The organism is Halomonas sp. MES3-P3E (genome assembly GCF_002836035.1).
GTDB classification, from domain to species: Bacteria; Pseudomonadota; Gammaproteobacteria; order Pseudomonadales; family Halomonadaceae; genus Vreelandella; species Vreelandella arctica.
The window spans coordinates 241,798-267,520 of the sequence record NZ_PJBT01000020.1 but is presented as its reverse complement, the minus strand read 5'-3'; the positions used below and the strand labels follow the sequence as shown (position 1 = coordinate 267,520).

18 protein-coding genes are annotated in these 25,723 nt (G+C 55.9%); 9 read left to right on the top strand and 9 right to left on the bottom strand.

Annotated features, from left to right (window positions below; translation table 11 throughout):
• Positions 1-40 precede the first annotated feature (40 nt).
• From CXF87_RS07050 to CXF87_RS07035, 4 genes are all read right to left on the bottom strand, one after another.
• The gene (locus CXF87_RS07050) at positions 41-4,864 is read right to left on the bottom strand and encodes an NAD-glutamate dehydrogenase (RefSeq protein ID WP_101146112.1); all 4,824 of its coding nucleotides are present in this window, start codon (positions 4,862-4,864) and stop codon (positions 41-43) included.
• Positions 4,865-5,035: 171 nt separating this feature from the next.
• Positions 5,036-6,157, bottom strand: a complete 1,122-nt coding sequence (trmA, locus tag CXF87_RS07045) for a tRNA (uridine(54)-C5)-methyltransferase TrmA (protein WP_101146111.1) — start codon at positions 6,155-6,157, stop codon at positions 5,036-5,038.
• A 135-nt stretch (positions 6,158-6,292) separates the two neighbouring features.
• Positions 6,293-7,090 carry a glutamate racemase gene (murI, locus tag CXF87_RS07040; protein WP_101146110.1) on the bottom strand — a complete coding sequence of 266 codons (798 nt, stop codon included), beginning with the start codon at positions 7,088-7,090 and terminating at the stop codon, positions 6,293-6,295.
• 150 nt (positions 7,091-7,240) lie between these two features.
• Complete coding sequence (locus tag CXF87_RS07035; RefSeq protein ID WP_101146109.1) at positions 7,241-7,786, bottom strand: hemerythrin domain-containing protein; 546 nt, start codon at positions 7,784-7,786, stop codon at positions 7,241-7,243.
• A 238-nt stretch (positions 7,787-8,024) separates the two neighbouring features.
• Between CXF87_RS07035 and CXF87_RS07030 the strand changes: the two genes are divergently transcribed.
• Positions 8,025-9,359, top strand: a complete 1,335-nt coding sequence (locus CXF87_RS07030) for a replication-associated recombination protein A (RefSeq protein ID WP_101146108.1) — start codon at positions 8,025-8,027, stop codon at positions 9,357-9,359.
• A gap of 98 nt (positions 9,360-9,457) precedes the next feature.
• Here CXF87_RS07030 and lolA read toward each other — a convergent pair whose 3' ends face one another.
• Together lolA and CXF87_RS07020 are read right to left on the bottom strand one after the other, a co-directional pair.
• Positions 9,458-10,123: an outer membrane lipoprotein chaperone LolA gene (lolA, locus tag CXF87_RS07025; RefSeq protein ID WP_101146107.1), complete on the bottom strand. Its 666-nt coding sequence runs from the start codon at positions 10,121-10,123 to the stop codon at positions 9,458-9,460.
• Positions 10,124-10,293: 170 nt separating this feature from the next.
• A complete protein-coding gene (locus CXF87_RS07020) occupies positions 10,294-13,533 on the bottom strand; it encodes a DNA translocase FtsK (protein WP_101146106.1) in 3,240 nt (1,079 codons plus the stop codon).
• Positions 13,534-13,727: 194 nt separating this feature from the next.
• On the opposite strand from CXF87_RS07020, the gene aat reads away from it, so the two are divergent.
• The 3 genes from aat (at position 13,728) to infA (ending at position 15,596) form a co-directional block, all read left to right on the top strand.
• A complete protein-coding gene (gene aat / locus CXF87_RS07015) occupies positions 13,728-14,474 on the top strand; it encodes a leucyl/phenylalanyl-tRNA--protein transferase (protein ID WP_101146105.1) in 747 nt (248 codons plus the stop codon).
• 37 nt (positions 14,475-14,511) lie between these two features.
• Positions 14,512-15,246 carry an arginyltransferase gene (locus CXF87_RS07010; protein WP_101146104.1) on the top strand — a complete coding sequence of 245 codons (735 nt, stop codon included), beginning with the start codon at positions 14,512-14,514 and terminating at the stop codon, positions 15,244-15,246.
• Between the two features lie 131 nt (positions 15,247-15,377).
• Positions 15,378-15,596: a translation initiation factor IF-1 gene (gene infA, locus CXF87_RS07005; RefSeq protein WP_007111068.1), complete on the top strand. Its 219-nt coding sequence runs from the start codon at positions 15,378-15,380 to the stop codon at positions 15,594-15,596.
• Positions 15,597-15,758: 162 nt separating this feature from the next.
• Here the strand turns inward: infA and clpA are convergent, their stop codons facing one another.
• The 3 genes from clpA to CXF87_RS06990 all read right to left on the bottom strand — a co-directional run bounded on the left by clpA (position 15,759) and on the right by CXF87_RS06990 (position 21,004).
• Positions 15,759-18,035 carry an ATP-dependent Clp protease ATP-binding subunit ClpA gene (gene clpA, locus CXF87_RS07000; RefSeq protein ID WP_101146103.1) on the bottom strand — a complete coding sequence of 759 codons (2,277 nt, stop codon included), beginning with the start codon at positions 18,033-18,035 and terminating at the stop codon, positions 15,759-15,761.
• Between the two features lie 139 nt (positions 18,036-18,174).
• Positions 18,175-18,483 (bottom strand): ATP-dependent Clp protease adapter ClpS, encoded by a 309-nt coding sequence (clpS, locus tag CXF87_RS06995; protein WP_008958433.1) that lies wholly within the window; start codon positions 18,481-18,483, stop codon positions 18,175-18,177.
• Positions 18,484-18,769: 286 nt separating this feature from the next.
• Positions 18,770-21,004 carry an NADP-dependent isocitrate dehydrogenase gene (locus CXF87_RS06990; protein WP_101146102.1) on the bottom strand — a complete coding sequence of 745 codons (2,235 nt, stop codon included), beginning with the start codon at positions 21,002-21,004 and terminating at the stop codon, positions 18,770-18,772.
• A 213-nt stretch (positions 21,005-21,217) separates the two neighbouring features.
• On the opposite strand from CXF87_RS06990, the gene CXF87_RS06985 reads away from it, so the two are divergent.
• From CXF87_RS06985 to purB, 5 genes are all read left to right on the top strand, one after another.
• A complete protein-coding gene (locus CXF87_RS06985) occupies positions 21,218-21,853 on the top strand; it encodes a pseudouridine synthase (protein WP_101146101.1) in 636 nt (211 codons plus the stop codon).
• Positions 21,850-22,290, top strand: coding sequence for an NUDIX domain-containing protein (locus CXF87_RS06980; RefSeq protein ID WP_101146100.1), 441 nt, complete (start codon positions 21,850-21,852; stop codon positions 22,288-22,290). Before CXF87_RS06985 ends, CXF87_RS06980 begins: the two co-directional genes overlap by 4 nt.
• 88 nt (positions 22,291-22,378) lie before the next feature.
• On the top strand, positions 22,379-23,545 hold the full coding sequence (mnmA, locus tag CXF87_RS06975) for a tRNA 2-thiouridine(34) synthase MnmA (RefSeq protein WP_431313178.1): 1,167 nt from the start codon (positions 22,379-22,381) through the stop codon (positions 23,543-23,545).
• Positions 23,542-24,183, top strand: a complete 642-nt coding sequence (gene hflD / locus CXF87_RS06970; protein ID WP_008958438.1) for a high frequency lysogenization protein HflD — start codon at positions 23,542-23,544, stop codon at positions 24,181-24,183. Before mnmA ends, hflD begins: the two co-directional genes overlap by 4 nt.
• An 81-nt stretch (positions 24,184-24,264) precedes the next feature.
• Positions 24,265-25,650: an adenylosuccinate lyase gene (gene purB / locus CXF87_RS06965; RefSeq protein ID WP_101146098.1), complete on the top strand. Its 1,386-nt coding sequence runs from the start codon at positions 24,265-24,267 to the stop codon at positions 25,648-25,650.
• Positions 25,651-25,723 lie beyond the last annotated feature (73 nt).

Genomic DNA, 25,723 nt, shown 5'->3' with positions numbered 1-25,723 from the left:
AACTAAGCGTTCACGCTTGAGTTTAGTGGACCAGAGCCCTCTAAGCTTCGCTATCGCTTTCCGCCAGATCCACCAGTTCGCGTACTGCTACGGCGAAGAGGGCGAAGCCGCCTTCACTGCCACCGCGCACCTCTTCAATCAAACGGCACCAGCGGCGATGCAGATCGGCGTGCTGATCCAACCATTGTGCCACCCGCTCTTGGGTATCGCGGCTTCCCGCATCGAGCTTCAGCACGCTGGTGGTCAACGCCAACTGCTGGCGTTCGATGTCGTCGCGAAAGGTTTCCCGCGCTTGAGCCTGCCAAGCATCACGCACTTCCAGTTGGGTTACCTGTTGGATCATCCAGGGTAGTTCCAGACGGCTGCCAATTTCGTAGAGCACTTCCGCCACCCGCTGCGGTTTCTCATTGGTCAGGCGCGCGGCCTGGATAATACCCAGCCCCGCATAGAGGCTCGATGACGCCGCCACGGTAGAGGCGAGAGCATCCGGCACACCGGCCTCCAATAGCTCATCACGGCGAGTGTTCCAGGCGCTCAGTTCTTCGCCACTGAGCAGCTCACCAATGCCTTCCTGCAGCTGGGCCAGGCGGGGAGCAAAATACTCAATGGTATCCTGCGTAGAGAGCCCTAAATGCTGACGCACGAACCAGCGCGTGGCACGGCGGATCAAGCGCATCAGATCGAGCATCATCGAATACTGAATGCGGTTGGGCACTTGGTTATCGAGGGCTTCGATTTGCGCCCACAGCCCAGGCAGATTAAAGCTGTCACGGGCCACGATATAGGCGCGGGCGATATCGGCGCGCCCCGCGCCGGTGGAGTCCATCAGGCGGCGTACAAAGACGATACCCATATGATCGACCAGATCGTTAGCCACCTGGGTCGCGACGATTTCACGCTTCAGACGGTGTTCGTACATTTCATCTTTAAAGCGTTCCACCAGCACCGAGGGGAACAGGCGTTCCAGGTGGCGGTGAATATACTGATCGTCAGGTACGTCCGAGGTAATCAAGTCGCCTTTCAAGGTACTTTTGGCGTAGGAGATCAGAACCGACAGCTCAGGCAAGCGCATCCCTTGGTCATTACTGGCGCGCTCTTTTAGCACCTCATCGGTGGGCAGGAACTCCAGCTCACGATCAATCTGCCCGGTGGCTTCCAACTCGCTGATAAAGCGACGGTAGGGACCCATCGATTGGTCGGAGAGGATCGCCGATAGATCCAGCGCCTGGCTTTGGCGGTAATTATCCAGAATCACCAGCTCTGACACTTCATCGGTCATTTCCGCCAGCAGCTGATTACGCTGTTTATCGGTCATGTCACCGCGTTTGACGACTTCATCGATCAATATCTTGATATTGACCTCGTGGTCAGAGCAGTTCACCCCGCCCGCGTTGTCAATGAAGTCCGTATAGACGCGCACGCCTTTGGCGGCGGCTTCCATACGGCCACGCTGGGTCAAACCGAGGTTACCGCCCTCACCCACTACGCGGCAGTTCAGATCGTTGCCATTGATACGCAGGGTGTCATTGGCTTTGTCACCGACATCCGCATCGGTTTCATCGGAGCCTTTCACATAGGTACCGATACCGCCGTTCCAGATCAAATCCACTTTGGATTTGAGCATCGCGCGGATCAATTCGTTAGGCGACAGGCGTGACTCCTGAATGCCAAACACCTGCTGCATTTCCGGGGTGATGGTGATTGACTTAGCACTGCGACTAAAGATGCCGCCGCCTGCAGAGATCAATTCCTGGCTGTAGTCTTCCCAGCTGGAGCGTGGCAGTGCGAACAACCGATTGCGCTCGGCAAACGATGCTTCTGCATCCGGATTAGGATCAACAAAGATGTGCAGGTGGTTGAAGGCGCCGACTAGTTGGATCTTGTCGGAGAGCAGCATGCCGTTACCGAACACATCGCCGGCCATGTCACCAATCCCGACCACGCTGAACAGATCGCGCTGGGTATCCACATCCAGATTCTTGAAGTGGCGCTTAACCGATTCCCAAGCACCGCGGGCGGTGATGCCCATTTTCTTGTGGTCATAGCCGTTGGCACCGCCGGAGGCAAAAGCATCACCCAGCCAGTGGCCATACTCTAGGGAAATCTCGTTGGCGATGTCCGAGAAGGTCGCCGTGCCTTTGTCGGCAGCCACTACCAAATAGGCGTCATCTTCATCGTGGCGAACAACGTTTTCCGGCGGCACCACATCGCTACCCACCAAGTTGTCGGTAACATCCAGCAGCGCGCGGATAAAGATTTGGTAACAGGCGATACCCTCTTTCTGAACGACATCGCGGCTGGCGTTTTCCGGCATGCGCTTGCACACGAAACCGCCTTTTGCCCCCACCGGCACAATAACGGCATTTTTTACTTGTTGCGCTTTTACCAGGCCCAACACTTCGGTGCGGTAATCTTCAAAGCGATCCGACCAGCGCAGACCACCGCGAGCGACTTTGCCGCCACGCAGGTGAACACCTTCCACCCGCGGCGAGCAGACGAAAATCTCGAACATCGGGCGCGGCTTGGGCATGCCGGTCACTTTGGAGGGCTCGAGTTTGTAAGCGATATAGTCTTTAAAGCGCCCGCCCTCGACGAGCTGGTAATAGTTGGTACGCAGCGTAGCGAGAATCAGCTCCATAAAGCGGCGCAGCAGCTGGTCATCGTTAAGACTGGCCACGCCTTCAAGGCGCTCATTCAAGCTGGCGACACATTCATCAGTGGCATGATCCTGCTGCTCAGGATCAAATTGAAGACGGAATAGTTCGACCAGCTCGCGCGTGATGGCCGGGTAGTTGGCCAGCGTCGCGGCAATATAGTCCTGGGACATGCCAAAGCGTATCTGCTTCAAATAGCGCGCATAGCCACGCAGCATGGCGACTTCACGCCAGTCCAGCCCGGCGCCGATAATCAAGCGGTTGAAGGCATCGTTGTCGGCTTCGCCGGACCAGATACGCTTGAACGCCTCTGTAAACACGTCACGCATATCGCCCAGGCTGACATCCGCACCGCTGTGCTCTAGTTCAAAATCGTGAATCCAGTAGCGCTGTTCAGGGGCGTTGATATCGTAAGGGCGCTCGCCAATCACGCGCAGGCCGAGGTTTTCCATCATCGGCAGCACATCAGAGAGCGGAATTTGCGATTCGCGATGGAACAGCTTTAGGTTAACACCCCCGCCCTGCTCTTCCAGCGGGCGATAGAGCGACAGCGATAAATCGTCGCCGTTGTTCAGGGTCAAGAGATGCTGCACATCGAACACGGCGGTGCGTGCCGAGAAGTCTTCACGGTAGCTGGCTGAGAATGCTTCGCGGAAGTGATCCATGAGGCTGTTGGCACGCTCTTCGCCGAACCCTTCCACCATGGCGTTGTGTAGCTCGTCGCGCCAGCTACGCGCCAGCCGCGCCACTTTGCTCTCCAGGCGCTTGAGATCGTATTCACTGGGCGCATCGCCGTTGAAACGCAGAATCAACTGAATGCGCGCCAGTACCGACTCGGATAAGTAGGTATTGAAGTCGCCAAAGTGGGCATCCAGTTCATCGCATAATACGTTCTGAATTCGCTGACGCAGATCCGTCGAGAATACGTCACGCGGTACAAACACCAAGCAGGAGTAGAACTTGCCGCTGATATCGGCGCGGATAAACAGACGCACCTGGCGGCGCTCACGGATATTGAGAATGCCCAGGGAAGTACTGGCCAACGATTCGGTGTCGATTTGGAACAAGTCATCGCGGGGGTAGACTTCCAACACCTGGAGCAGCTGCTTGCCGTTATGGCCCTGGGGGTTGAACCCGGCAATATCCATCACCGCTTTTAGCTTACGGCGCAGCAGCGGAATATTACGCGGAGATTCGTTATACACCGTTGAGGTGAACAGACCAAAGAAGCGTCGTTCGCCGATCACATTGCCGTCGTCATCGTAGCGATCAACGGTGATGTAGTCTGGGTACGTAGGACGATGCACCCGTGAGTGGTGAGCACTCTTGGCAAACGAGAGCAGTTGCGGCACCAGCACATAGTCGTTGTGCTCGTCGACGCCCTCTTCGGTACGGATACGTTCGCAGTAGCGCGGTTGTTCCAGGCGGAAAACGCCCAGAACGCTATCTGCATCGCGCTTCAATTCGCCGCTTTCGAGCAAATACTCGTCGTAACCCAAGAAGGTGAAATTATCTTTCAGCAACCACTCTAGAAAGGCAATTGCCTCTTCGTGGTCATCGGGATCGATCTGCGGCGGGCAGCTCTTTTCCAGTTCTTGAATGGAGGCAGTGATTTGCGAACACATGGCGTCGTAATCACCCACGGCGGTGCGCACATCGCGCAGCACGTCGTTGAGGTTGCTTTCGATTTTTGCAAGCAACGCCTCATCGGTATGTCGGTCGACTTCAATAACAATCAAGGACTCACGTGCGTCAGGCGCGTTCTCATCGCGAGGTGAGGTTTGGGTCTGTAACTGATGGCGGTCATCTCGGGCGACGGCCAGTACCGCGTTTTGAATCGCGTGTACCGTCAAGCCGCGGCGGTTGAGCTCGATACGCACCGAGTCGACCAAAAACGGCATATCTTCATGCAACACGGCGACAAAGGTATGCGTTGACTGCCAGCCATGCTCTTCAAAATCCGGGTTAAAGACGCGCACTTTGGGGCTTTTAGGATCATGGTGCTGCAAAAACTGCCAAATCGAAAGCGTAGCCCCATACAGATCGTCCAGGCGACGATCGACAAGATCTTCCACCGGCACGGTGGCGTAAAAGTGTCGAGCAAAGGCGTCAATGGTCGCAGCTCGAGCAGGCTCCAAGCGCGCATATAATCGCTCTTGCAACTGCTTCAAAAGATCCTGACGACTCTCTTCAATCGCAACGTAGTGCATCCATCACCTCGACTGCCTGGGCCATTGATCGGCCAAAAAACGAAGGACAATAGGCCTTTAGGCCAACATAGCGTCTAGCTTACGCTACCTATCGTCGCGTCCCTAATCACATGACATGTTGTTCATGGCGCATACCGTTTACGCATTAGGGCGTTAGCACATTCAACCTAATTAACTATCTCGCCGCGTTAACAATACCCCGCACTCACAGTGATCGGTAAACGGGAACTGGTCAAATAGCGCAAAGCGCTCAATGCGATGGGTAGTGGTCAGTATGGTCAAGTTTTCAGCCAATGTGGCCGGGTTGCATGAAATATAGACGATCTGAGCGTACTCGCTGAGCTGTTCACAGCTCTGCTCATCTAGCCCAGCGCGGGGCGGGTCGACCAGTACGGTGGAAAAATCGTACTCCTCCAACCCCATTTCTGCCACGCGACGCCCGGCCTTTTCGCCCTTCAGCGCTTGTGAAAACTCTTCTGCTGACATGCGACCAATTTGCGCGTTGGTAACACCATTGGCTTCCAGATTGACGTTGGCACTGGCGACCGATGTGCGGGAAATTTCGGTGGCGAGGACGCGACGGAAATTCTCGGCGAGCGCAATGGTAAAATTGCCGTTTCCGCAATAAAGCTCGACCAAATCTTTCTTTGCATCGTCCTCTGGCTGGCCAACGGTGACTTCACGCGCCCAGCTGAGCATTTTTTGGCAGATATGCGCATTGGGCTGGGTGAAGCTGTTTTCGACCTGCTGATAGTGCAACGCGCGACCATCCACCTCTAGGCGCTCCCAGACGTGATCACGGGTCAGCACGATGCGCTGTTTGCGGGAGCGGCCAATGATCATGATGCCGAGTTCAGCTTCCAGCGCTCGTGCTTCGCGCTCCCATTCATCGCCTAAGGGCCGATGATAAATCAGCGTGACCAGCGCCTCGCCGGAGAGCGTGGTTAAAAACTCCACCTGAAACAGCTTGCGACGCAGCTCGTCAGACGCCAGACAGGCCTCACGCAGCTGTGGCATGAGCTGATTGATTCGCTCACTGGCGACAGCGTACTGATCTAAGCGAATGACGCGCTTATTTTTTGGATTCTCAGGATCGACTTCAAACATGGCATAGAAGAGATCGTTCTCTTCATGCCAAATGCGAAATTCACAGCGCTGGCGATAGTAGCCCGGCGGTGATTCAAACACTTCTAGTGCCGGTGGCTGGAAAGGCGCAAAGGTCGTCTCAAGATAGTCGCGCTTGGCGGCTAGCTGCTCGGCATAACGTTCAGGTTCTACGACGGGGATAGCCAAGGCTGCTCCTCTTGAATAAATTCAGAAATAGGGATTCAAAAATACGGTTTCAATAATTCGGTTTTGAAAATAGGGTTTTGAAAATTGCGCTTTGAAAATAGAGCTTCGAAAACAGTAGCGGGTAAACAGGATGCATTAACTCACGGACAATAGCTGCGGGGCGTTAAATCCATAGCGCGCTAAACCAGCGGTTAAGTTTACCGCGGGTGCCGTGGTCCAACAGCGGCCATCTTGGTGTTCACTGGCGAGCGCATCCACCACCTGAGCCACCCGCCGTGCGATCGCGTCACCAGAATCAATCCAATGCAAAGGCGCTGGAGCAAGCTCGCTTAACCACGGTTTAAGCAACGGAAAATGGGTACAGCCGAGAACCACGGTGTCCAACTTGGGAGACACGGTTGGCGCGGTGACGGCTTGCCATAACGGCGCCAATGCCGACTGCATACGCTCTACGTTGGGCGTGATGCCAGCCAAATAGGCCTCTGCCTCTACCACCAAGGCATCGGCCGCCACGCGGGTAATGACGCAGTCACTGGCAAAGCTATCAATCAAGCGCTGGGTATAGGGCCGCCCCACGGTGGCCTTGGTGGCCAATAAGCCGATGTGACGCGTTTGGCTCAGTGCGGCAGCAGGCTTGATAGCAGGCACGGTGCCTACCACGGGAATCATTAACTGCTGGCGTAGTTGCTCCAACGCCAGCGTACTGGCGGTGTTACAGGCAACCACCAGCACGCTAGGCTGGCAAGCAGCTACCGCGGCTTTACAGACCGACACGATGCGCTCGGTTAGGGCGGAATCTTCGCGCAGCCCATACGGCAGCCAGGCATTATCACAGGCGTAGCACATGGCTACATCGGGGTAGTGTTGGCGCAGCGAATGCGCTACCGACAGACCGCCGACACCGGAATCAAAAATTAATACGGGGCCCTTCATGATTCTCTTCGCATCACTATCCTGCTTCATTCCTCAGCGCCGAGCTGGTCGATGGTTGAACGGTTGCTCACTAAAAACGGGGCTGCCAGTTTAGCATGCCCCGCCTGTTAATTTGTTGCTCGTCGACCCAGGTTAATGCCGTATTGGTGGCTATACCGCAGGTACATCCGCCCCGCGCAGTTCTGCATAGAGTTCAGGGTAGGCTTGTTGCAGGCGTTCTAGCTCCTGTTCGGCGCCAGCAGGAAGCGCTGAACGCAACTCGTCCATATCTTCCTGGCTAAAGTGTTCGTCGATCAGGGGGAACAGGCCCTCGCGTTCGTGACGCAGGTAGGCCCTGTGCGCCTCTAGATAGTCTTTAAGGTCTTCGGCAAAACGATCCATTGGCATGACGTTGTCCATCAGGATCATGTCGATATCGCTGGATAGACGCTGCAAGCGGGGTTTTAACTCACGATACTCACTGGCCATCTTCTCGGTCAGTGCACCGTTGTCGGGCGCTTTAGCCTGTAGTCGCTCAACGCACACCCTTTCCAGCGGGGTAGCAAAACCATCCATGTAGGACAGGATGTAATCGACCACTTCACGCATTAGCTTGAAATTGGGCCGTTCTCCCTGGGCAAGCGTTTTTTGCTTCAGCTGCAGCACATGAAGCATACGGGCCATATTGGCATGATCTAGACGCAGTTGGTTTAGCATGGAGCCGTCTCCTTTATCGTGTCATGCCTGCCGTCACGCTAAGAGCTAACGGCACGCAATCATAGGGGCATAGCAACTAACTAACAGGGGTTATCATTAACAATGCCTCTATGGCGCTATCCTAGCAAGTGCATCTTTCTGTTAGGTTACGCCAAAGGTAGTTCGACAAGCCGCGCTTTACCACAGACACTTGTTGCTAATAAGTAGTTCTACGTGACGAATGACAACGGAAGTTTCCATGGATCTTTTTGATAGCGCCCACGCAGCACCTTCTGAAGACGCCCCACTCGCCTTTCGCATGCGCCCACGCCAGCTGGACGATTACGTAGGCCAGCAGGCGTTAGTGGGGCCAGACAAGCCGCTGCGCCGGATGGCGGAATCAGGCCTCGTGCGTTCGATGATTTTGTGGGGGCCGCCGGGCGTGGGTAAAACCACGCTAGCGGAGCTCTTGGCGCGGGCTTCCGACGCCCATTTAGAGCGCCTTAGCGCGGTGATGGCCGGGGTAAAAGAGATTCGCGCCGTGGTGGAGCGAGCCCAACAAATGTCATCGACGGTGATCCTTTTCCTGGATGAGATTCACCGCCTCAACAAGAGCCAGCAGGATGCCCTGCTTCCCCACGTGGAGTCGGGCCTGCTGACGCTAATTGGCGCCACCACCGAAAACCCCTCGTTCGAGGTCAATTCGGCGCTGCTCTCCCGCGCGCGAGTTTATGTGTTGAAATCACTGACCCAAGAAGAGCTCATCACGGTAATGCGCCAAGCGCTTAACGACGTGGAGCGCGGCCTCGGCAAACGCGATATTGTCGTCGATGATGAAGTGTTGAGCGCGCTAGCCCACGCCAGCGCCGGTGATGCCCGTCGGGCGCTGGGGCTTTTAGAAACGGCATGTGATTTCGCCACCCAGGAAGCGGGCCGCGAAGTGCTCCATAAGGACGTACTGGCGGATGTGATTGGCCACCAGGCCAGTGCCTTCGATAAGCAGGGCGACGCCTACTACGACCTGCTCTCGGCGATTCACAAATCCATTCGTTCATCACGCCCTAATGCCGCGCTGCTGTATATGGCGCGCTTCATGCAGGGTGGCGGCGACCCGCTGGACGTGGTGCGCAGACTGACGGCCATTGCCTCAGAGGATGTCGGCAATGCCGACCCGCGCGCCCTGCCGCTAGTTATTGCCGCCTGGGACGCCTACCTGCGCCTGGGAGATTACGAAGGCCAGCGGGCGATAGCCCATGCAGCCATTCACTTGGCGGTGGCGCCTAAAAGCAACCGCATTGATCGTGCCTGGAGTGAGGCCAAGCAGTATGTAAGCCAGCAACCTCAAGTGGAAGTGCCGACCTATCTGCGCAATGCACCCACCAAGCTGATGGAGCAACTGGGCCATGGTGAAGGATACCGCTATGCCCACAATGAACCCGATGGTTACCCGGCGGGTAGCGCCCACGATTGCTGGCCTGACGAGCTGCCTAAAGCCATTTTCTTTAAGCCGAGCCCTTTCGGTCAAGAGAAACGCTTTAGCGAAATCATGGCATGGCGGGAAAATCGTGACCAAGAAGCAGATCAGGCGCCCTAAGGCGCCTGACGGTTTACTCTCTGGCTTGTGCAGACAACGCTAGCTTGAAGCGCTTTCTTAAAGCTCCTTCTTTCTTAGAGCTCTTCTTAGAGCTCTTCTTAGAGCTCTTCGCGGATCACATCCGTGCCTTCGGGAATTTCGAAGTCAAACATATCCGAGGCGATCTCGCCATTGAGAGTGATATTGCTAAAGGTAATCGCGGTGCGCTGGCCGGTGCTGTCCATCATCCACAGCTCAGTTAGCGTGTCGGCATCGAATACCATACTTAACTCTTCGAACAGCGTATCGGCAGAGATAGGTACCAGGGTAAACACATCTTCCCCCCCGTCCTGCTCGTAAAAGACCTCATAGCTTTCGGTTAAATCGTCCACGCTTCCCGAGAGCAGCAGCGCGGGGGTATGGGTGACGCGATCATCCATTTCCTGAACGGTGACTTGTTCAAGATCAGGGTCATACATGTAGACATCGTCGCCATCGGAAACCACGGTTTGCGAGTACGGCGCTTCGACTTCCCAACGCAGCATACCCGGGCGTGACAACCACATTTCGCCGCGTGCGCTCTGTAGTCGCTCGCCGCTGCCATCGAGAATCTGCTGGTCAAAAGACGCCTGATAACGCTCGAGTGGATCCAGCCGCTCGGTCAAACGCTCGGCTGCATCATCCGCCCATGCGGGGGCACCGAAGGTTAGACCCAAGGCGCTTGCTGCCAATGCCAGGGGTGAAGCACCCAGCGATGAAGTTCGTTTTGATTGCGTATCGCGCATGTGATCTCCCTAGGCAACCGTTGCTAACGAATGATTGCTCAAAACGGTTGCTCAATAATCAAGCAGTGAGGTCGGCGTAACCGTCCATGTGTTGTAAGACGTGAAAAGCGCCGCAGGGTTTCACCAGCGGCGCTATTTTCACGCTTATTGCATAATTGTGGCTTTTTGACCTAGTGGCCCACCGGGGGCGGCGCCAGCACTTCGCGTGCGCCATTAGAGCCCATGGATGTCACCACACCGGCGCCTTCCATGGCTTCTACTAAGCGCGCCGCCCGGTTATAGCCAATTTTAAAGCGCCGCTGAACGGCAGAAATCGACGCTTTACGCGTTTCAGTGACAAACTGGACGGCCTCATCGTAAAGCGCGTCCTGCTCGGCATCGTCGCCATCGCCCCCTTCCGCTTCAAGACCGGTCAAGGCATCCGCGGAGACGCCCCCAGAAAGGATCTCCTCGATATATTCCGGGGCGCCACGGCGCTTCCAGTCATCGACCACCCGGTGTACTTCGTCATCATCCACAAAGGCACCGTGGATGCGGTTAGGCGGCCCGGAACCGGCGGGCAGATAGAGCATATCACCGTGCCCAAGCAGGCTTTCCGCGCCGCCCTGGTCAAGAATGGTGCGCGAATCGATGCGCGATGACACCTGGAAGGCCATTCGCGAAGGAATATTGGCCTTGATCAGACCCGTCACCACATCCACCGAGGGGCGCTGCGTCGCTAGAATCAGATGGATACCGGCGGCACGTGCTTTTTGCGCCAAACGGGCAATCAGCTCTTCGACCTTCTTACCGACGATCATGAACATGTCGGCAAATTCGTCGATCACCACAACGATGTAGGGCAGTTTTTTCAACACGGGGTGCGGTTGATGTACTTCCCAGGGTTGCGGCTCCCAAAGCGGGTCTGCCACTTGCGCACCGGCGCGTTCGGCTTCATCCAAACGGCCATTAAAACCTGCAATATTACGCACCCCCATGGCCGCCATTAGCTTATAGCGGCGCTCCATTTCAGCCACACACCAGCGCAGGCTGTTGGCCGCCTCTTTCATATCGGTGACCACCGGTGCCAGCAAATGGGGAATGCCGTCGTAGACCGACAGCTCCAGCATTTTAGGGTCGACCATGATCAGCTTCAGCTCGCTGGGCTTCGCCTTGAGCAGCATCGAGATCAGCATGGCGTTAACACCCACCGACTTACCCGAACCTGTCGTACCCGCGACCAATAGGTGCGGCATCTTGCCCAGGTTGGCCACCACCGGGCTACCGCCAATATCTTGCCCCAGCGCCATGGTCAGCGGCGAGGTTTCCTGCTGGTAACGGTCAGAGTCGATGACTTCGCGTAGCCGGATCATGGCGCGGTTGGGGTTAGGTATTTCAATGCCTACTGTTGGCCGGCCCGGAATCACCTCGACCACCCGCACGCTCTTGACCATCAAGGAGCGCGCCAAATCTTTGGCAAGGTTGCTGATTTTGGAGACCTTCACGCCCGCCGCGGGCTTGATCTCAAAGCGTGTAATTACCGGCCCAGGCCAGGTATCGACGACTTCCGCCTTAACGCCGTACTCGCGCAGCCGTACTTCGAGCAGCTCCGCCATATCGGCCAGTTGCTCTTCGGTATAGTTCGGCTGATGCGGCTCTGCCGGTGTCAGCAGTTGCAGGCTCGGCACCTCGCCTTCTGGCTCGTCCATGGTTTCAAAGGCAGGCCGTTGACTCTGTAAATGTTCCACGGTCCAAAGCGCTGGGCCTTCATCCGCTTCTGGCGCACTCTCATCGGGGGCGAAGGTAGGCTCACGACGCGCAGTTGGCGTAGGCGTCGTAGGTGATGACTGTCTAGATGATGAATAAGCAGCCCCTGGTACGGTTTCGGCTTGCGGCTCTGCCGGGTACAGCGCTTCGTCGTCCATCTCTTCGTCGTCCCAAACGGGCTCTGGCACGACCTCTGCCACACGCTCAGGTTTACGGGCAGGCTCGGGCTCAAAAACGTGCACGGGGGTCTGCTCCGTAACATCACTACGATGAGTGCTCGTTTCTGCTTTTGCTATTTCATCTGTGTGTGATGGTTCAGCAGAATGCGATGGCTCAGGAGTGTACGCTGGCTCAGCGGTGAGTGATGGCTCACTATGCTGTTTAACAGCGGTTTCATCGTTGACGAAATAGTGCTGGCTGGCGGGCTCGGTCGTCTCTTCCTGGCGCGACGCACGCAATGGGAAAGCACTGGCTTTTTCCTGGGGCGCATCATCAGGCTCAGACGCTACCGCCGACGTGCTTGGTTGTACGAACGCATTTTCCCGCGGCGCAGGCGGCGCTGCGCTTTCAGCCTTTTGTTCCGCTTGATGGGCTGGCGTCACTGGTGATTTGGTCGGCGCTTCTATCGAAGGCTCACCGTCAGGCGCGGGGCTTTTAGCAGGCACATGCTTATTGCTGGAAAACGCGGCCGCTTCCCAAGGAATGGAGGTGTCTGTCGTGTCACGGCTAGGTGCAGAAGCGGCGGCAGCGTCAGTGTCGCCGCTATCCAGCGGCATGGAGAAACCTGGCTCACGCCGTTCACGGCCAGCGGCACTTTTACCGACCGGCTCAGCCGTGGGCTTAACCTCAGCAGGCTGTTTATCTTTCAGTGTTGCGTTTGACTCGGCTGCCTGGTTGGGCTCTGCTTTAGACTTAGGCGTCGGTGCGGGTTTAGCCGCCGCGCGCTGCGCCGCACGCATACGGCGAGCTTGCCGTCGAGCTGATAGCCAACCACCCAAGCGGCAGATCCGCTTACCGAGTTCATCCGCCACCTGTAGCCACGACATACCGCTGAACAGCGGAAAGCCGCTTAAAATGAGCGCAGCCGCTATCAAACCAACCCCGCCACTGCCAACGAGCGGCCTCAATGCGCCGACCAAGCCCTCGCCCAAGATACCGCCAGAGGCGTAGGGCAGCATGCTATCTGGGTGGTAAAAATGCAGCGCCCCGAGCATGGTGGTGCCGAAAATCAGCAACACCAATCCACCTGCGTGTACGGCAATCGCCACCGGATCGAGTTCAAAACGCACCTGGCGAGAGCGAATCAACCACCAGGCGGCAAAACCAAACATGCCCGGCCACCATAAGGCACTGGCACCAAGCAATGAATAAAGAACATCGGCTAACCATGCCCCCACCTGCCCCATCCAGTTGCGCACATCCGTTTCGGCCCCCTGATAAGACCAGCCTGGGTCGGCGGGGTGGTAACTAAACAGTGCTAATAATAAAAATACACACAATGCGAGCAGTATCACCACGACACCTTCGCGCACAGAGCCTTGTAAGCGCAGGCCAAAACGGCGAGCCTTATCTTTTGCAGCGTTAACACGCGCAGAAGAAGCCGATGCTGGTGTTTGACGCGCGCTACGCTGCGTTCGCTTGTTAACTGCTTTATTCACTTTCAAGCGACTCTCCCTTTACACCTAAATGGCGTCTTTAATCCACTTGCGAGTTTGCATGATACCGAGCATCCTTCCGCCGTCACAGAGCCTCTTGCTAAGCATTCAGCAGAAGAACGTTGTAAAGAACACATGTCGTACAAGAATCTATGCCGTACACGAACGTTCGTCGTTCACGACCCTAGCAATAGGAGCACTTAATGCTGCCTTGGCTTTCCTCGCCATACCCTAATTTTCCCGCCATATCGACGGCCCTCGATTCACCCAACGGGCTGCTGGCGGCCGGTGGGCAGCTTTCACCCATTTGGCTAGTAGACGCTTACCGGCAGGGAATATTTCCATGGTTTAGCGATGACGACCCCATTTTGTGGTGGAGCCCAGACCCGCGCATGATACTCCTACCCGAGCAATTTAAGCAGCGCCGGAGCCTCACCAAACGGTTGCGCCATGGTGGCTTCCATATCACCCTGGATCAACACTTCGATCAGGTTATTCACGCCTGTGCCGCTCCGCGAGACGAATTAGGCGGCACCTGGATCACCAACGAGATGCGTGCCGCCTACGGTCAGCTACATGCCCTCGGCATTGCCCATAGTATTGAAGTCCACCAAGGCGGCCAGTTAGTGGGCGGCCTGTACGGCATTGCCATGGGGCCAATGTTTTTTGGCGAATCCATGTTTTCCCGCACACCTGATGCTTCTAAAGTCGCCCTCGCCCATCTAGCGAGAGCCATGCGCGAGCATGACGGTAAGCTGATCGACTGCCAAATGCACACGCCTCACTTGGCCAGCCTGGGCGCTATTACAGTCGCTCGCGAAGCATTCATCAACTATCTTAATAACTGGTTACCCAGTAAGGCGTTTACGTTACCCTCATCACCCGATGAGACGCCGATCGTTCCTCCATCGCCGTGGCTAAAAGCAATTGCCACCGAGGCTAACGTATAAGAGATGAACCCATTATGCTTCACCCAGGAGGCAAGCCGTGAGTAGTAACACTCCGCGTCGCCCGGTGCGGGATTTACGCTTCTTCCTTACCGTTCCTCATGCCTGCAGCTATCTGCCAGGCAAAGAAGCGACAACGCTATTTCTCGACCCGCAGGAGTCACCCGTGCCTGGGGTCTATGACTCACTGGCACTGCTTGGGTTTCGACGTAGCGGGCGCCATCTTTACCGCCCCCACTGCGAAGGCTGCAACGCCTGTCGGTCGGTACGCATTCCGGTTGAAACATTCGAGCCTAATCGCACACAGCGAAAAATTTGGCGGCGTAATGCAGATCTTACCATTCGCGTCATGCCCGCTTACTATGCTTCAAGCCACTATGACTTGTATGCGGATTATATTCGTCAACGTCACGCTGACGGCGATATGTTTCCACCCAGCCGGGAGCAGTACCGTACCTTCCTCACCCTTGATGAGCCCTACGCCCATCTCATGGAGATATATCTCCATGACGAGCTGATCGGTGTCACCGCCTTTGATCAACTGGAGCATGGCCTCTCGGCCATTTACACCTTTTTTGCCGTGAGCGAAGCGCTGGATAAGCGCTCATTAGGCACTTTTGCTATTCTTCAGCTGATTGAGCTCAGCCGAGAAAAAGCGCTCCCACACCTATATTTAGGGTATTGGATCGAAGAGTGCCGTAAGATGCGCTACAAACAGGCTTTTGCACCGCTGGAAATACTCGATGGGCGCCACTGGCGGCAGTTAATCCGCTAAACGAGTAAGCTTTTTTGCCTTGACGGCAGGCTTACGGCACAATATAGCGCTGTTTCTTGAGCGCCTGCCTAACGGCACTCAAATGCTGACTGATTGTAACACTACTAACTCATAAGTGAGGAAATGCCTATATGGCACGCGAAGATCATATTGAAATGGAAGGCGTTATCGTCGATACCCTTCCGAATACCATGTTTCGTGTTGAGCTGGAGAACGGCCACGTTGTAACCGCTCACATCTCTGGCAAGATGCGCAAAAACTACATCCGCATTCTGACCGGCGACAAGGTAAAAGTAGAGCTAACACCTTACGATCTTTCTAAAGGCCGTATCGTTTACCGTTCGCGCTAAGTCGTTACAGCGTTAACGCGTTCGGCTAGCCCCCTCCCGCCAGGCCGTTCAGTGTCAATGGCTGTTCATTAAAAACGACAACGCCCCGTCAATGACAGGGCGCTGCGTTTTAGGCATGACTAGTGCTTGAATGTCAAGCTGTAGCGCTGCTTAGCGCCCTTTTCAGGGCGCATCAGCCATTTCAGTCTCGGTGGAAAGGTGTAATTCGCCCTCCTCCAGGCTTACATGCACAATGCCACCCTGATCCGCCAGCTCGCCAAACAGAATCATCTCGGCTAATGGCTTCTTAAGCTTCTCTTGGATGAGACGCGCCATGGGGCGTGCGCCCATATCCGGATCATAGCCTTTGTCGGCCAGCCAATCCCTCGCCATGTCGTCTACATCCAGCTGCACACGCTTCTCATCCAACTGCGCCTGCAGTTCGATCAAGAACTTGTCGACCACGTTGCGGACAACGGAAACCGGCAGCGCGTGGAACTGTATAATGCCATCCAGGCGGTTGCGGAACTCAGGCGAGAATGTACGCCGGATGACTTCCATCGCATCGGTCGAGTGATCTTGGTGCTGGAAACCAATCGAACGGCGCGACGCCTGCTCAGCCCCGGCGTTGGACGTCATGATGACGATCACATGGCGGAAGTCGGCTTCGCGACCGTTGTTATCCGTCAAGCGGCCGTGATCCATCACCTGCAACAGCAGGTTAAAGACTTCCGGGTGCGCTTTCTCGATCTCATCCAGCAGCAACACGCAGTGAGGCTGTTTGGTAACCGCTTCGGTTAACAAGCCGCCCTGGTCATAGCCGACATAACCGGGAGGCGCACCGATAAGACGCGATACGGTGTGACGCTCCATGTACTCGGACATATCGAAGCGCACCAGCTCGATACCCATGATATGGGCGAGCTGCTTGGCTACTTCGGTTTTACCCACCCCAGTAGGACCAGCAAATAGGAAGCTACCCACCGGTTTGTCAGGCGATTTAAGCCCCGCACGGGACAGTTTGATGGCCGCAGAGAGGCTATCGATCGCTTCATCCTGCCCAAAGACCAGCATTTTCAGGTCACGATCAAGCTTTTCAAGCAGCTTGCGGTCGGAGCTTGAAACGCTCTTCGGCGGGATCCGTGCAATGGAGGCGACGACGGCTTCCACTTGCTCCACGTCGATGGTTTTAGCTCGAACTTCCGGTGGCAGTAGCCGCTGATGCGCCCCCGCCTCGTCAATGACATCAATCGCCTTGTCAGGCAGGAAGCGATCATTGATGTAGCGATCCGCCAGCCGCGCGGCACTTTCTAAGGCACCGTCGGTGTACTTGAGCTCATGGTGCTCTTCAAAGCGTGAACGCAGCCCCTTGAGGATCTTGATGGTGTCATCAACAGAGGGCGCCAGCACGTCGACTTTCTGGAAACGACGCGCCAAGGCACGATCTTTCTCAAAGATGCCCCGGAACTCTTGAAAAGTAGTGGAACCAATGCAGCGCAGCTCACCCGAAGAGAGCAGCGGCTTGAGCAGGTTTGATGCATCCATCACACCACCGGAGGCGGCGCCCGCACCGATGACGGTATGAATTTCATCAATGAAAAGCACGGCGTTAGGCTGTTTACGAAGCTCACCCAGCAAGCCCTTGAGGCGCTTTTCAAAATCCCCGCGGTATTTCGTACCGGCAAGCAGTGCACCCATATCCAGCGAGTAAACCACCGCATCGGCAATCACGTCGGGTACATCTTCTTCCACAATGCGCTTGGCCAAGCCTTCGGCAATCGCGGTTTTACCCACACCCGCCTCACCGACCAAGAGCGGATTGTTTTTGCGACGACGCGCCAGGATTTGTACGACGCGCTCCAACTCGTGATCACGACCGATCAACGGATCGATTTTGCCGAGCCGCGCCTGCTCATTCAGATTGGTGGCGTAGCCAGTAAGCGGGTGTGCAGCGCCTTCGCTACTGCCTTCTTCCGCATCTTCACTTTCTGATGAAGAGGGTGACGGGGACGGCCCGTGGCCAGCTACTTTAGAGATACCATGCGCAATATAATTCACCGCATCAACGCGGGCCACGCTTTGCTGCTTAAGGAAGTAAACCGCTTGGCTCTCCTGCTCGGAGAAAATAGCCACCAGCACGTTCGCGCCGGAAACTTCACTTTTACCAGATGACTGAACGTGGAAAACCGCACGCTGTAAAACGCGTTGAAAACCGAGCGTGGGCTGTGTTTCGCGATCACCCTGACCCTCTGGGATCAGCGGGGTGGTCGAGTTGATAAAATCCTGCAGATCGGACCGCAGCTTATCGAGGTTAGCCCCGCACGCCTTCAGTACGTCTACCGCTGAGGCATTATCCAGCAACGCTAGCAGCAGGTGCTCAACGGTCATGAACTCGTGGCGCTTGGAACGCGCGACGGTAAAGGCCGTGTTCAGGGTCATTTCAAGTTCTTTGCTCAGCATGGCAGTCCCCTTTTCGCTACTACCTAGGGCGTATCGCCACCTAGGGCTTGCGTCGGATCAGTTTAATCGACCGGCTCTCTCAACATCGGGTACAAATGGCACGGTTGCAAGCCTCTCCGCCAATTATTTCTCAACGCTTTTAATTGGCGGCCTCAATATCGCTTATCAACGGATGCTCGCACTCACGGGCGTACTCGTTTACCTGATAGCTTTTGGTTTCCGCTATATCACGGGTAAACACGCCGCAAGTGGCCTTACCCTGGGTATGAACCGCGAGCATCACCTGAACGGCGGTCTCGCTATCCATGTTGAAAAAGCCTTGCAGTACTTCAATGACGAATTCCATCGGCGTGTAGTCGTCGTTATGAAGCACCACCTTATAAAGTGGCGGTTGCGCCAGCGCTGGCTCTGCTGGCTGCACCGCTATATCGCCATCTTCATCGGGCATATTTGGGCGCGTCATTCCCGCATACACGGGAAGATCGACCAAGTATGAGCTCTCTAGGTTGGACATAAGCAGCACGATTATTTGTCTCAAGACTGACCGATAGAAGCATCGCTACGTTTTACTATAGCTAATTCACAGCAATGGCGAATTCACTAGTACATAAGACGCTAACGATCAGCAAGGGTTCATGGAAAAATTAAAATATCACAGGATGCATTAGCGAAGGCAATGCAAAACCCCCGCACGCCAAGCGGACGGGGGTTAGGCTTAATCGAAGACGGAGCGATTAGCCCTTGGCGACGATGGTCAACGTCTCATTGAGGGTTTGGCTGGGACGCATTACTTTGTCTGTCAGCGCGTGGTCAGGATGGTAGTAGCCACCAATATCGGTAGGCTGACCCTGCACACTATTGAGCTCATCGACAATCGTCGCTTCTTTGGCCGTCAGTGCTTCGGTTAAGCGACCGAACAGCTCTTTCATCTCGGTATCGTCATTCTGTTCAGCCAACGCTTCTGCCCAGTATAGCGCTAAATAGAAGTGACTACCGCGATTGTCGAGCTCACCCACTTTGCGCGAAGGCGATTTGTTGCTGTCCAGGAACTTACCGTTAGCCTGGTCGAGCGCTTTGGCTAACATTTTCGCACGTGCGTTATCGAAGGTACTGCCCAGGTGCTCAAGCGAGGCGGCCAAGGCCAGGAATTCACCCAGCGAATCCCAACGCAGGTGGTTCTCTTCCAACAGCTGTTGAACGTGCTTGGGTGCAGAGCCACCCGCGCCGGTCTCGAACAGGCCACCGCCGTTCATTAACGGTACGATCGACAGCATCTTGGCGCTGGTGCCCAGCTCCATGATCGGGAACAGGTCGGTCAGGTAATCGCGCAGTACGTTACCGGTGACGGAGATGGTGTCTTCACCTTTGCGAATCCGCTCAAGCGAGAAGCGCATCGCCTCTTCTGGCGCCATAATACGAATATCCAGGCCAGTGGTATCGTGCTCTTTCAGGTAGCTTTCTACTTTCTTGATCAACTGGGCATCGTGGGCGCGCTGGGCGTCCAGCCAGAAGATAGCGGGAGTGCTGCTTTCGCGGGCACGGTTCACCGCCAGCTTCACCCAGTCGCGAATCGGGGCATCTTTGGTCTGGCACATACGCCAGATGTCGCCCTGCTCAACGCGGTGCTCAAGCACTACTTTGCCGTCGGTGTCGGTGACGCGCACGGTGCCGTCGCTAGGAATCTGGAAGGTCTTGTCGTGAGAGCCGTACTCTTCGGCTTTCTGTGCCATTAAGCCAACGTTGGGTACGCTGCCCATGGTGGTCGGATCAAAAGCGCCGTGCTGCTTGCAGTCTTCGATCACGGTTTGGTAGATGCCGGCGTAGCAACGATCCGGAATCACCGCTTTGACGTCGTGCAGTTGGTCATCGGCGCCCCACATCTTGCCTGAGTCACGAATCATGGCCGGCATGGAAGCATCAATGATCACGTCGCTGGGCACGTGCAGGTTGGTGATACCTTTATGCGAGTTCACCATCGCCAGACGCGGGCGTTCGGCATACAGCGCCTGGATTTCACTTTCAATCTCGCTTTGACGCTGTTCAGGCAGCGACTTAATCGCCGAGTAGAGATCGCCAATACCGTTATTGGGATCAAAACCCGCCTGCTTGAGCTCATCCGCGTGCTTGCTCAGCACGTCCTGATAAAATTCGCTGACCACCATGCCGAACATAATCGGGTCAGAGACCTTCATCATGGTCGCTTTAAGATGTAGCGAGAACAGTACGTCTTTGGCTTTGGCGTCGGCCACTTCTTCCGCCACGAAACGACGTAGCGCATTACGGCTCATCACCGCACCATCAACGACTTCGTTTTCGAGGACTGACGTTTTCTGCTTGAGTACGTTAGTGCTTCCGTCGTTAGCGACCAGTTCAATTTTGAGGTCTGTGGCTTTTTCAATCAGCGCCGACTTCTCACTGTCGTAAAAATCGCCTTCACTCATGTGAGCCACGTGGGACTTGGAGTCACTGCTCCACTCGCCCATGCGGTGCGGGTATTTACGCGCGTAATTTTTGACTGACAGCGGTGCGCGGCGGTCAGAGTTACCTTCACGCAATACCGGGTTAACGGCACTGCCTTTGGTTTTGTCGTAGCGCGCTTGGATGTCTTTCTCTTCGTCAGACTGGGGGGCTTCCGGGTAATCAGGGAGCTTGTAGCCCTGCTGCTGCAGCTCTTTAATCACCGCCTTCAACTGCGGTAGCGAAGCACTGATATTGGGCAACTTGATGATATTAGCTTCTGGGGTCTTGGTCAGTTCGCCAAGCTCGGCCAGGTGATCGCCGATCTGTTGCTCTTCGCTCAGGTAATCAGGAAACTGAGAGATAATCCGAGCGGCCAGCGAAATATCGCGCGTCTCTACCTGAATACCTGCAGAATCGGTAAAGGCATCGATAATCGGCAACAGGGAGTACGTCGCGAGCGCGGGGGCTTCGTCGGTGAGCGTATAGATGATCTTCGGCGTTTTGGTCATTTTTGCGTTAACCTCTCTTGTCACTACGATTGCAAGAAATCTTAGGCGGAGCGCGAATTCACTAATGGCCGGGTCTCTAGCCTGTTTGTCACGATGACGCCCCCAGCGCGCCCCAGCAGCTAGGCCGGAGTATACCAGCGCTGCCCGCCGCGCGCATTGTCGACATGTTCCGTCCCGAGTGTGCAAAGGAAGTAAAAAGAGTAACGAGATGTCATGAGCCACCTCTATTTATTGCATAAGCCGTTTCAAGTATTAAGCCAGTTCAGCGACCGCGAAGGACGCCAAACACTGGCTCAATATATTGATGTCAAAGACATTTACCCCGCTGGGCGGCTTGACTACGACTCTGAAGGCCTGCTGCTGCTCAGCGACGACGGCGAGTTGATTCATCGCATCTCTCATCCACGCCACAAACAGCCCAAAACCTACTGGGCGCAGGTCGAAGGGCAAATAGATGACACGGCCCTCAAGGCGCTGCGTCAGGGCATTACCCTTAAAGATGGGCCGACCCAGCCAGCCAAAGCTCGCCGGATGGAACCTCCCACCACCGCCTTGCGCCAATCACCTATCGACCCCAAGCGCCACCCATCGACTAGCTGGCTGGAGCTAACCATTAGCGAAGGGCGTAATCGCCAAGTCCGCCGCATGACTGCTCACGTAGGCTTTCCCACGCTGCGCTTGATTCGCACCTCCATTGGGCCCTGGACATTGGAAGGATTAGCGCCAGGCGAGTGGCGTAAAGAGACCCTACACGCGCCCCGACCGGCGAAAACAGCTGCAAACAAGCGAACAGCCCAGAAACAAGACCAGCGAGCGCGACCCGCCGCTAAACGCAGGAAGCCATCATGAGCCTTATTCACAGCACGGCGGCCTGTGTTATACAGCGAGGCGAGCATTTCTTAATGGTGGAAGAGCAGCGCGGCGGGCCGCATAGCGTATTCAACCAGCCCGCCGGACATATCGAGCCCGGTGAGGGGCCCATCACAGCCATTCTGCGCGAGGTACAGGAAGAGACCGCCTGGCGCGTGTCGCTTACCGGTTATCTTGGGCTATATATTTTTCATACCGATGACGGGCGAACGTTTCATAGCCACGGTTTTATTGCCGCGCCTCTGCATCAGCTCGACCTCGCCCTGGACCCTGACATTACCGCCACCCATTGGCTAACGCTGGAACAAATACGCGCCTTGGAACAGCAGTCACGCCTTCGCAGCCCACTGGTACTCAAACGTATTGAAGATGCACTCAGCGGGCCGTGTTACCCGCTGGCGGTGATTCGCGAGTGAAGCACTCGAAGCAGTCACTCCCCATCGTGTATAATCCTCGCCCAATTGCGCATTGCATATTTGCACCCTACTTCAACTGAGGATGCCCATGTCATCCACTGACCCAACTACACCAAGCTCATCCACTACTGTGTCATCCGCCACAGCCGTTAATGGAAAAGTGATTGTCGGTATGTCCGGCGGCGTTGACTCGTCCGTTTCTGCCCTTCTTCTCATGCAGCAAGGCTATGAGGTAGAAGGCCTGTTTATGAAGAACTGGGATGAAGACGACGGCACTGAATACTGCACGGCCAAAGAGGATCTCGCCGACGCCGAGGCTGTCTGCGAAAAGCTGGGTATTAAGCTGCATACCGCTAATTTTGCCGCCGAGTACTGGGATAACGTATTTGAGCACTTTTTAGCCGAATACAAAGCGGGCCGCACGCCCAACCCGGATATTCTGTGTAACCGGGAAATCAAGTTTAAGGTGTTTCTTGAGTACGCCGAAATGCTCGGGGCCGACAAAATCGCTACCGGCCACTATGTTCGCCAAGGCGTTCGTGAAGGCAGACCGCGCCTATTGAAAGGGCTCGACGGTAATAAAGACCAAAGCTATTTCCTGCATGCGGTGCCGGAAGCCGCCATTGCCCGCACCCTGTTCCCCGTGGGCGAACTGGAAAAGCCCGCCGTGCGTGCGCTGGCAGAAGAGCATGGACTGATTACCGCCAAGAAAAAAGATTCTACCGGTATCTGCTTTATCGGCGAGCGGCGCTTTCGCGACTTCCTTCAGCAGTATCTACCCGCCCAGCCTGGCACCATTGAAACGCCGGATGGCGATGTCATCGGCAAACATATGGGGCTGATGTACTACACCCTTGGCCAGCGCCAGGGGCTAGGCATTGGTGGGCTTGCCAACTACTCAGAAGAGCCCTGGTACGTGGCGGCGAAAGACTTGGATCGCAACGTACTGATCGCGGTGCAGGGTAAGCACGATCAACTGCTTTACTCCGACACCTTGGCCACCGAGTCGATGGACTGGGTGGCAGGCGAGCCGCCGGTTCAGCAGGGCCGCTTTACCGCCAAAACGCGTTACCGGCAAAGTGACTGCGGCTGTGAAATACGCGTACTGCCCGACGGCGGCGTAGAGGTCACCTTCGATGATCCGCAGTGGGCGGTCACGCCTGGCCAGTCGCTGGTGCTTTACGATGGCGACATTTGCTTGGGCGGCGGCGTTATTCGTGCCACCTGGAAGAAAGCCGCGGAGGCTGCTGCATGAACCCCACTACGCCGATTCATCGCGCGCCTGATTCCCCCGCAGCTCGCCAAGCGCTGGCGCTGGCCGGTGTGTTTCAAGCCGCCAGTCTGGTGGACGAACTCGCCCGCACCGGTCAGGTAGACCCGCGCGCCTGGGAAACGTTGATTGAAGCCACCGTGGATACCAATCCGGCAAGCTTCGAAGCCATCTATGGCGGCCACCCCAACAACTTGCGCCGCGGCCTGGACACGCTGGAAGCTCTGGTAGGTCGCAAGCAGGCGAACCCGGTGGTACTGCGTTACGGTTTTTCACTGCTCATGCTGATGAATAAGCTGCGCACCAATACCGGCATGATGGACTCCCTGGGCCAAAAGCTTACCCGTATCCAGGGTCAGGCCGAGCACTTCGGTCCCACCCATGAAAACGTGGTCGCCAGCCTAGGGGAGGCGTACCAAGAGACGATCTCCACCTTTAAAACCCGCATTGTGGTGCAAGGCGACCCATCCCTGCTGCAAAGCCGCATGATGCCTGAACGCGTTCGCGCCTGCTTAATGGCCGGCATTCGCTTTGGACTACTGTGGCACCAGCAAGGCGGTCGGCGCTGGAAGCTCGTGTTTCAGCGCAAAGCGCTACGCCGTGCACTGGACAGCCTCAACTAGTCCGCCGATCTATTTGACCGACTTGTTCTCGATTAATCTGCTCTCGACTAATTTTTTTTCGAACTTCCTGGAAACCATGCCATGCAACTCTCAGCTTTGACCGCCCTCTCCCCCGTTGACGGCCGCTACGCCTCTAAAGCCGCCGCCCTGCGCGAACACTTCAGCGAATTCGGCCTGATCCGCGCCCGTGTGATTGTGGAAGTTCGCTGGTTGCAGCGCTTGGCCGAGCACACGAAAATCGTTGAAGTGCCGCCCCTCTCCGCTGAAGCGACGGCGTTTCTTGAGCAGTTGATTCGTGAGTTTTCGATTGCCGATGCCGAGCGGATCAAAGAGATTGAGCGCACCACCAATCACGACGTCAAAGCGGTTGAGTACTTCCTGAAAGAGAAGATCGCCGGTCAGGCCGAGCTCCACGCAGTCACCGAGTTCATTCACTTTGCCTGCACCAGCGAAGATATCAACAACCTCTCTTACGGTGTGATGCTCAGCGACGGCTTAAAAGCCATGCTGCCCACCATGCACGAAGTGGCTGACGAAATCGCCAAGCTGGCAATTGCCCATGCCGCCCAGCCAATGCTGTCGCGTACTCATGGTCAAACCGCCACCCCGACCACGTTAGGCAAAGAGATGGCCAACGTCGCCTACCGCCTTAAGCGCCAGCTTAAGCAAATTGAAGCGGTGGAAGTGCTTGGCAAAATCAATGGCGCCGTGGGCAACTACAATGCCCACCTGACGACTTACCCAGAGATCGACTGGGAAGCCAATGCGCGCACCTTCGTGGAAGGTTTGGGGCTAACGTTCAACCCCTACACCACTCAGATTGAGCCCCACGACTATATCGCCGAACTGTTTGATGCCATTTGCCGCTTCAATACGATCCTGATCGACTTCGATCGCGACGTATGGGGTTACATCTCACTGGGCTACTTTAAGCAGCGCACGGTCGAGGGCGAAATTGGCTCATCCACCATGCCGCATAAAGTTAACCCGATCGATTTTGAGAACTCCGAGGGCAACCTGGGCCTAGCCAATGCGGTGCTTAGCCACCTAGCGCAAAAGCTGCCGATCTCCCGCTGGCAGCGCGACCTGACTGACTCCACCGTGTTACGTAACCTTGGCGTAGGCTTGGCGTATGGGCTGATTGCTTACCACGCCAGCCTAAAAGGCATCAGCAAGCTTGAAGCCAACCCTGAGCGTTTAGACGCTGATCTGGATAACAGTTGGGAAGTGCTTGCCGAGCCCATCCAAACGGTAATGCGCCGCTACGGCATTGAGAAGCCCTACGAAAAACTCAAGCAGCTGACCCGTGGCAAACGTATTGACCAAGCAGGCTTTGCGGCGTTTATTGATACCCTTGAACTACCCAGCGACGTCAAAACCGAATTGAAGGCGCTTTCACCGGCCAACTATATTGGTAATGCCCAGGCACAAGCCGAAGCACTGACACATCAGCTAAACTCGCTGTAACCCATTTGCTGTAACCCATTTGTTGTGACCAACTTGCTGTGACCAACGTTGCTGCGACCACTACACCAGGACA

What these genes read in the sequence shown, in the direction of transcription:
- CXF87_RS07035 (WP_101146109.1), bottom strand. Translation starts at nt 7,786, where the DNA reads ATGCTAAACCAACTGCGTCTAGATCATGCCAATATGGCCCGTATGCTT.
- aat (WP_101146105.1), top strand. Translation starts at nt 13,728, where the DNA reads ATGCTGCCTTGGCTTTCCTCGCCATACCCTAATTTTCCCGCCATATCG.
- hflD (WP_008958438.1), top strand. Translation starts at nt 23,542, where the DNA reads ATGAACCCCACTACGCCGATTCATCGCGCGCCTGATTCCCCCGCAGCT.
- mnmA (WP_431313178.1), top strand. Translation starts at nt 22,379, where the DNA reads ATGTCATCCACTGACCCAACTACACCAAGCTCATCCACTACTGTGTCA.
- clpA (WP_101146103.1), bottom strand. Translation starts at nt 18,035, where the DNA reads ATGCTGAGCAAAGAACTTGAAATGACCCTGAACACGGCCTTTACCGTC.
- CXF87_RS07030 (WP_101146108.1), top strand. Translation starts at nt 8,025, where the DNA reads ATGGATCTTTTTGATAGCGCCCACGCAGCACCTTCTGAAGACGCCCCA.
- CXF87_RS07050 (WP_101146112.1), bottom strand. Translation starts at nt 4,864, where the DNA reads ATGCACTACGTTGCGATTGAAGAGAGTCGTCAGGATCTTTTGAAGCAG.
- CXF87_RS06980 (WP_101146100.1), top strand. Translation starts at nt 21,850, where the DNA reads ATGAGCCTTATTCACAGCACGGCGGCCTGTGTTATACAGCGAGGCGAG.
- CXF87_RS06985 (WP_101146101.1), top strand. Translation starts at nt 21,218, where the DNA reads ATGAGCCACCTCTATTTATTGCATAAGCCGTTTCAAGTATTAAGCCAG.
- murI (WP_101146110.1), bottom strand. Translation starts at nt 7,090, where the DNA reads ATGAAGGGCCCCGTATTAATTTTTGATTCCGGTGTCGGCGGTCTGTCG.
- purB (WP_101146098.1), top strand. Translation starts at nt 24,265, where the DNA reads ATGCAACTCTCAGCTTTGACCGCCCTCTCCCCCGTTGACGGCCGCTAC.
- CXF87_RS06990 (WP_101146102.1), bottom strand. Translation starts at nt 21,004, where the DNA reads ATGACCAAAACGCCGAAGATCATCTATACGCTCACCGACGAAGCCCCC.
- lolA (WP_101146107.1), bottom strand. Translation starts at nt 10,123, where the DNA reads ATGCGCGATACGCAATCAAAACGAACTTCATCGCTGGGTGCTTCACCC.
- clpS (WP_008958433.1), bottom strand. Translation starts at nt 18,483, where the DNA reads ATGCCCGATGAAGATGGCGATATAGCGGTGCAGCCAGCAGAGCCAGCG.
- infA (WP_007111068.1), top strand. Translation starts at nt 15,378, where the DNA reads ATGGCACGCGAAGATCATATTGAAATGGAAGGCGTTATCGTCGATACC.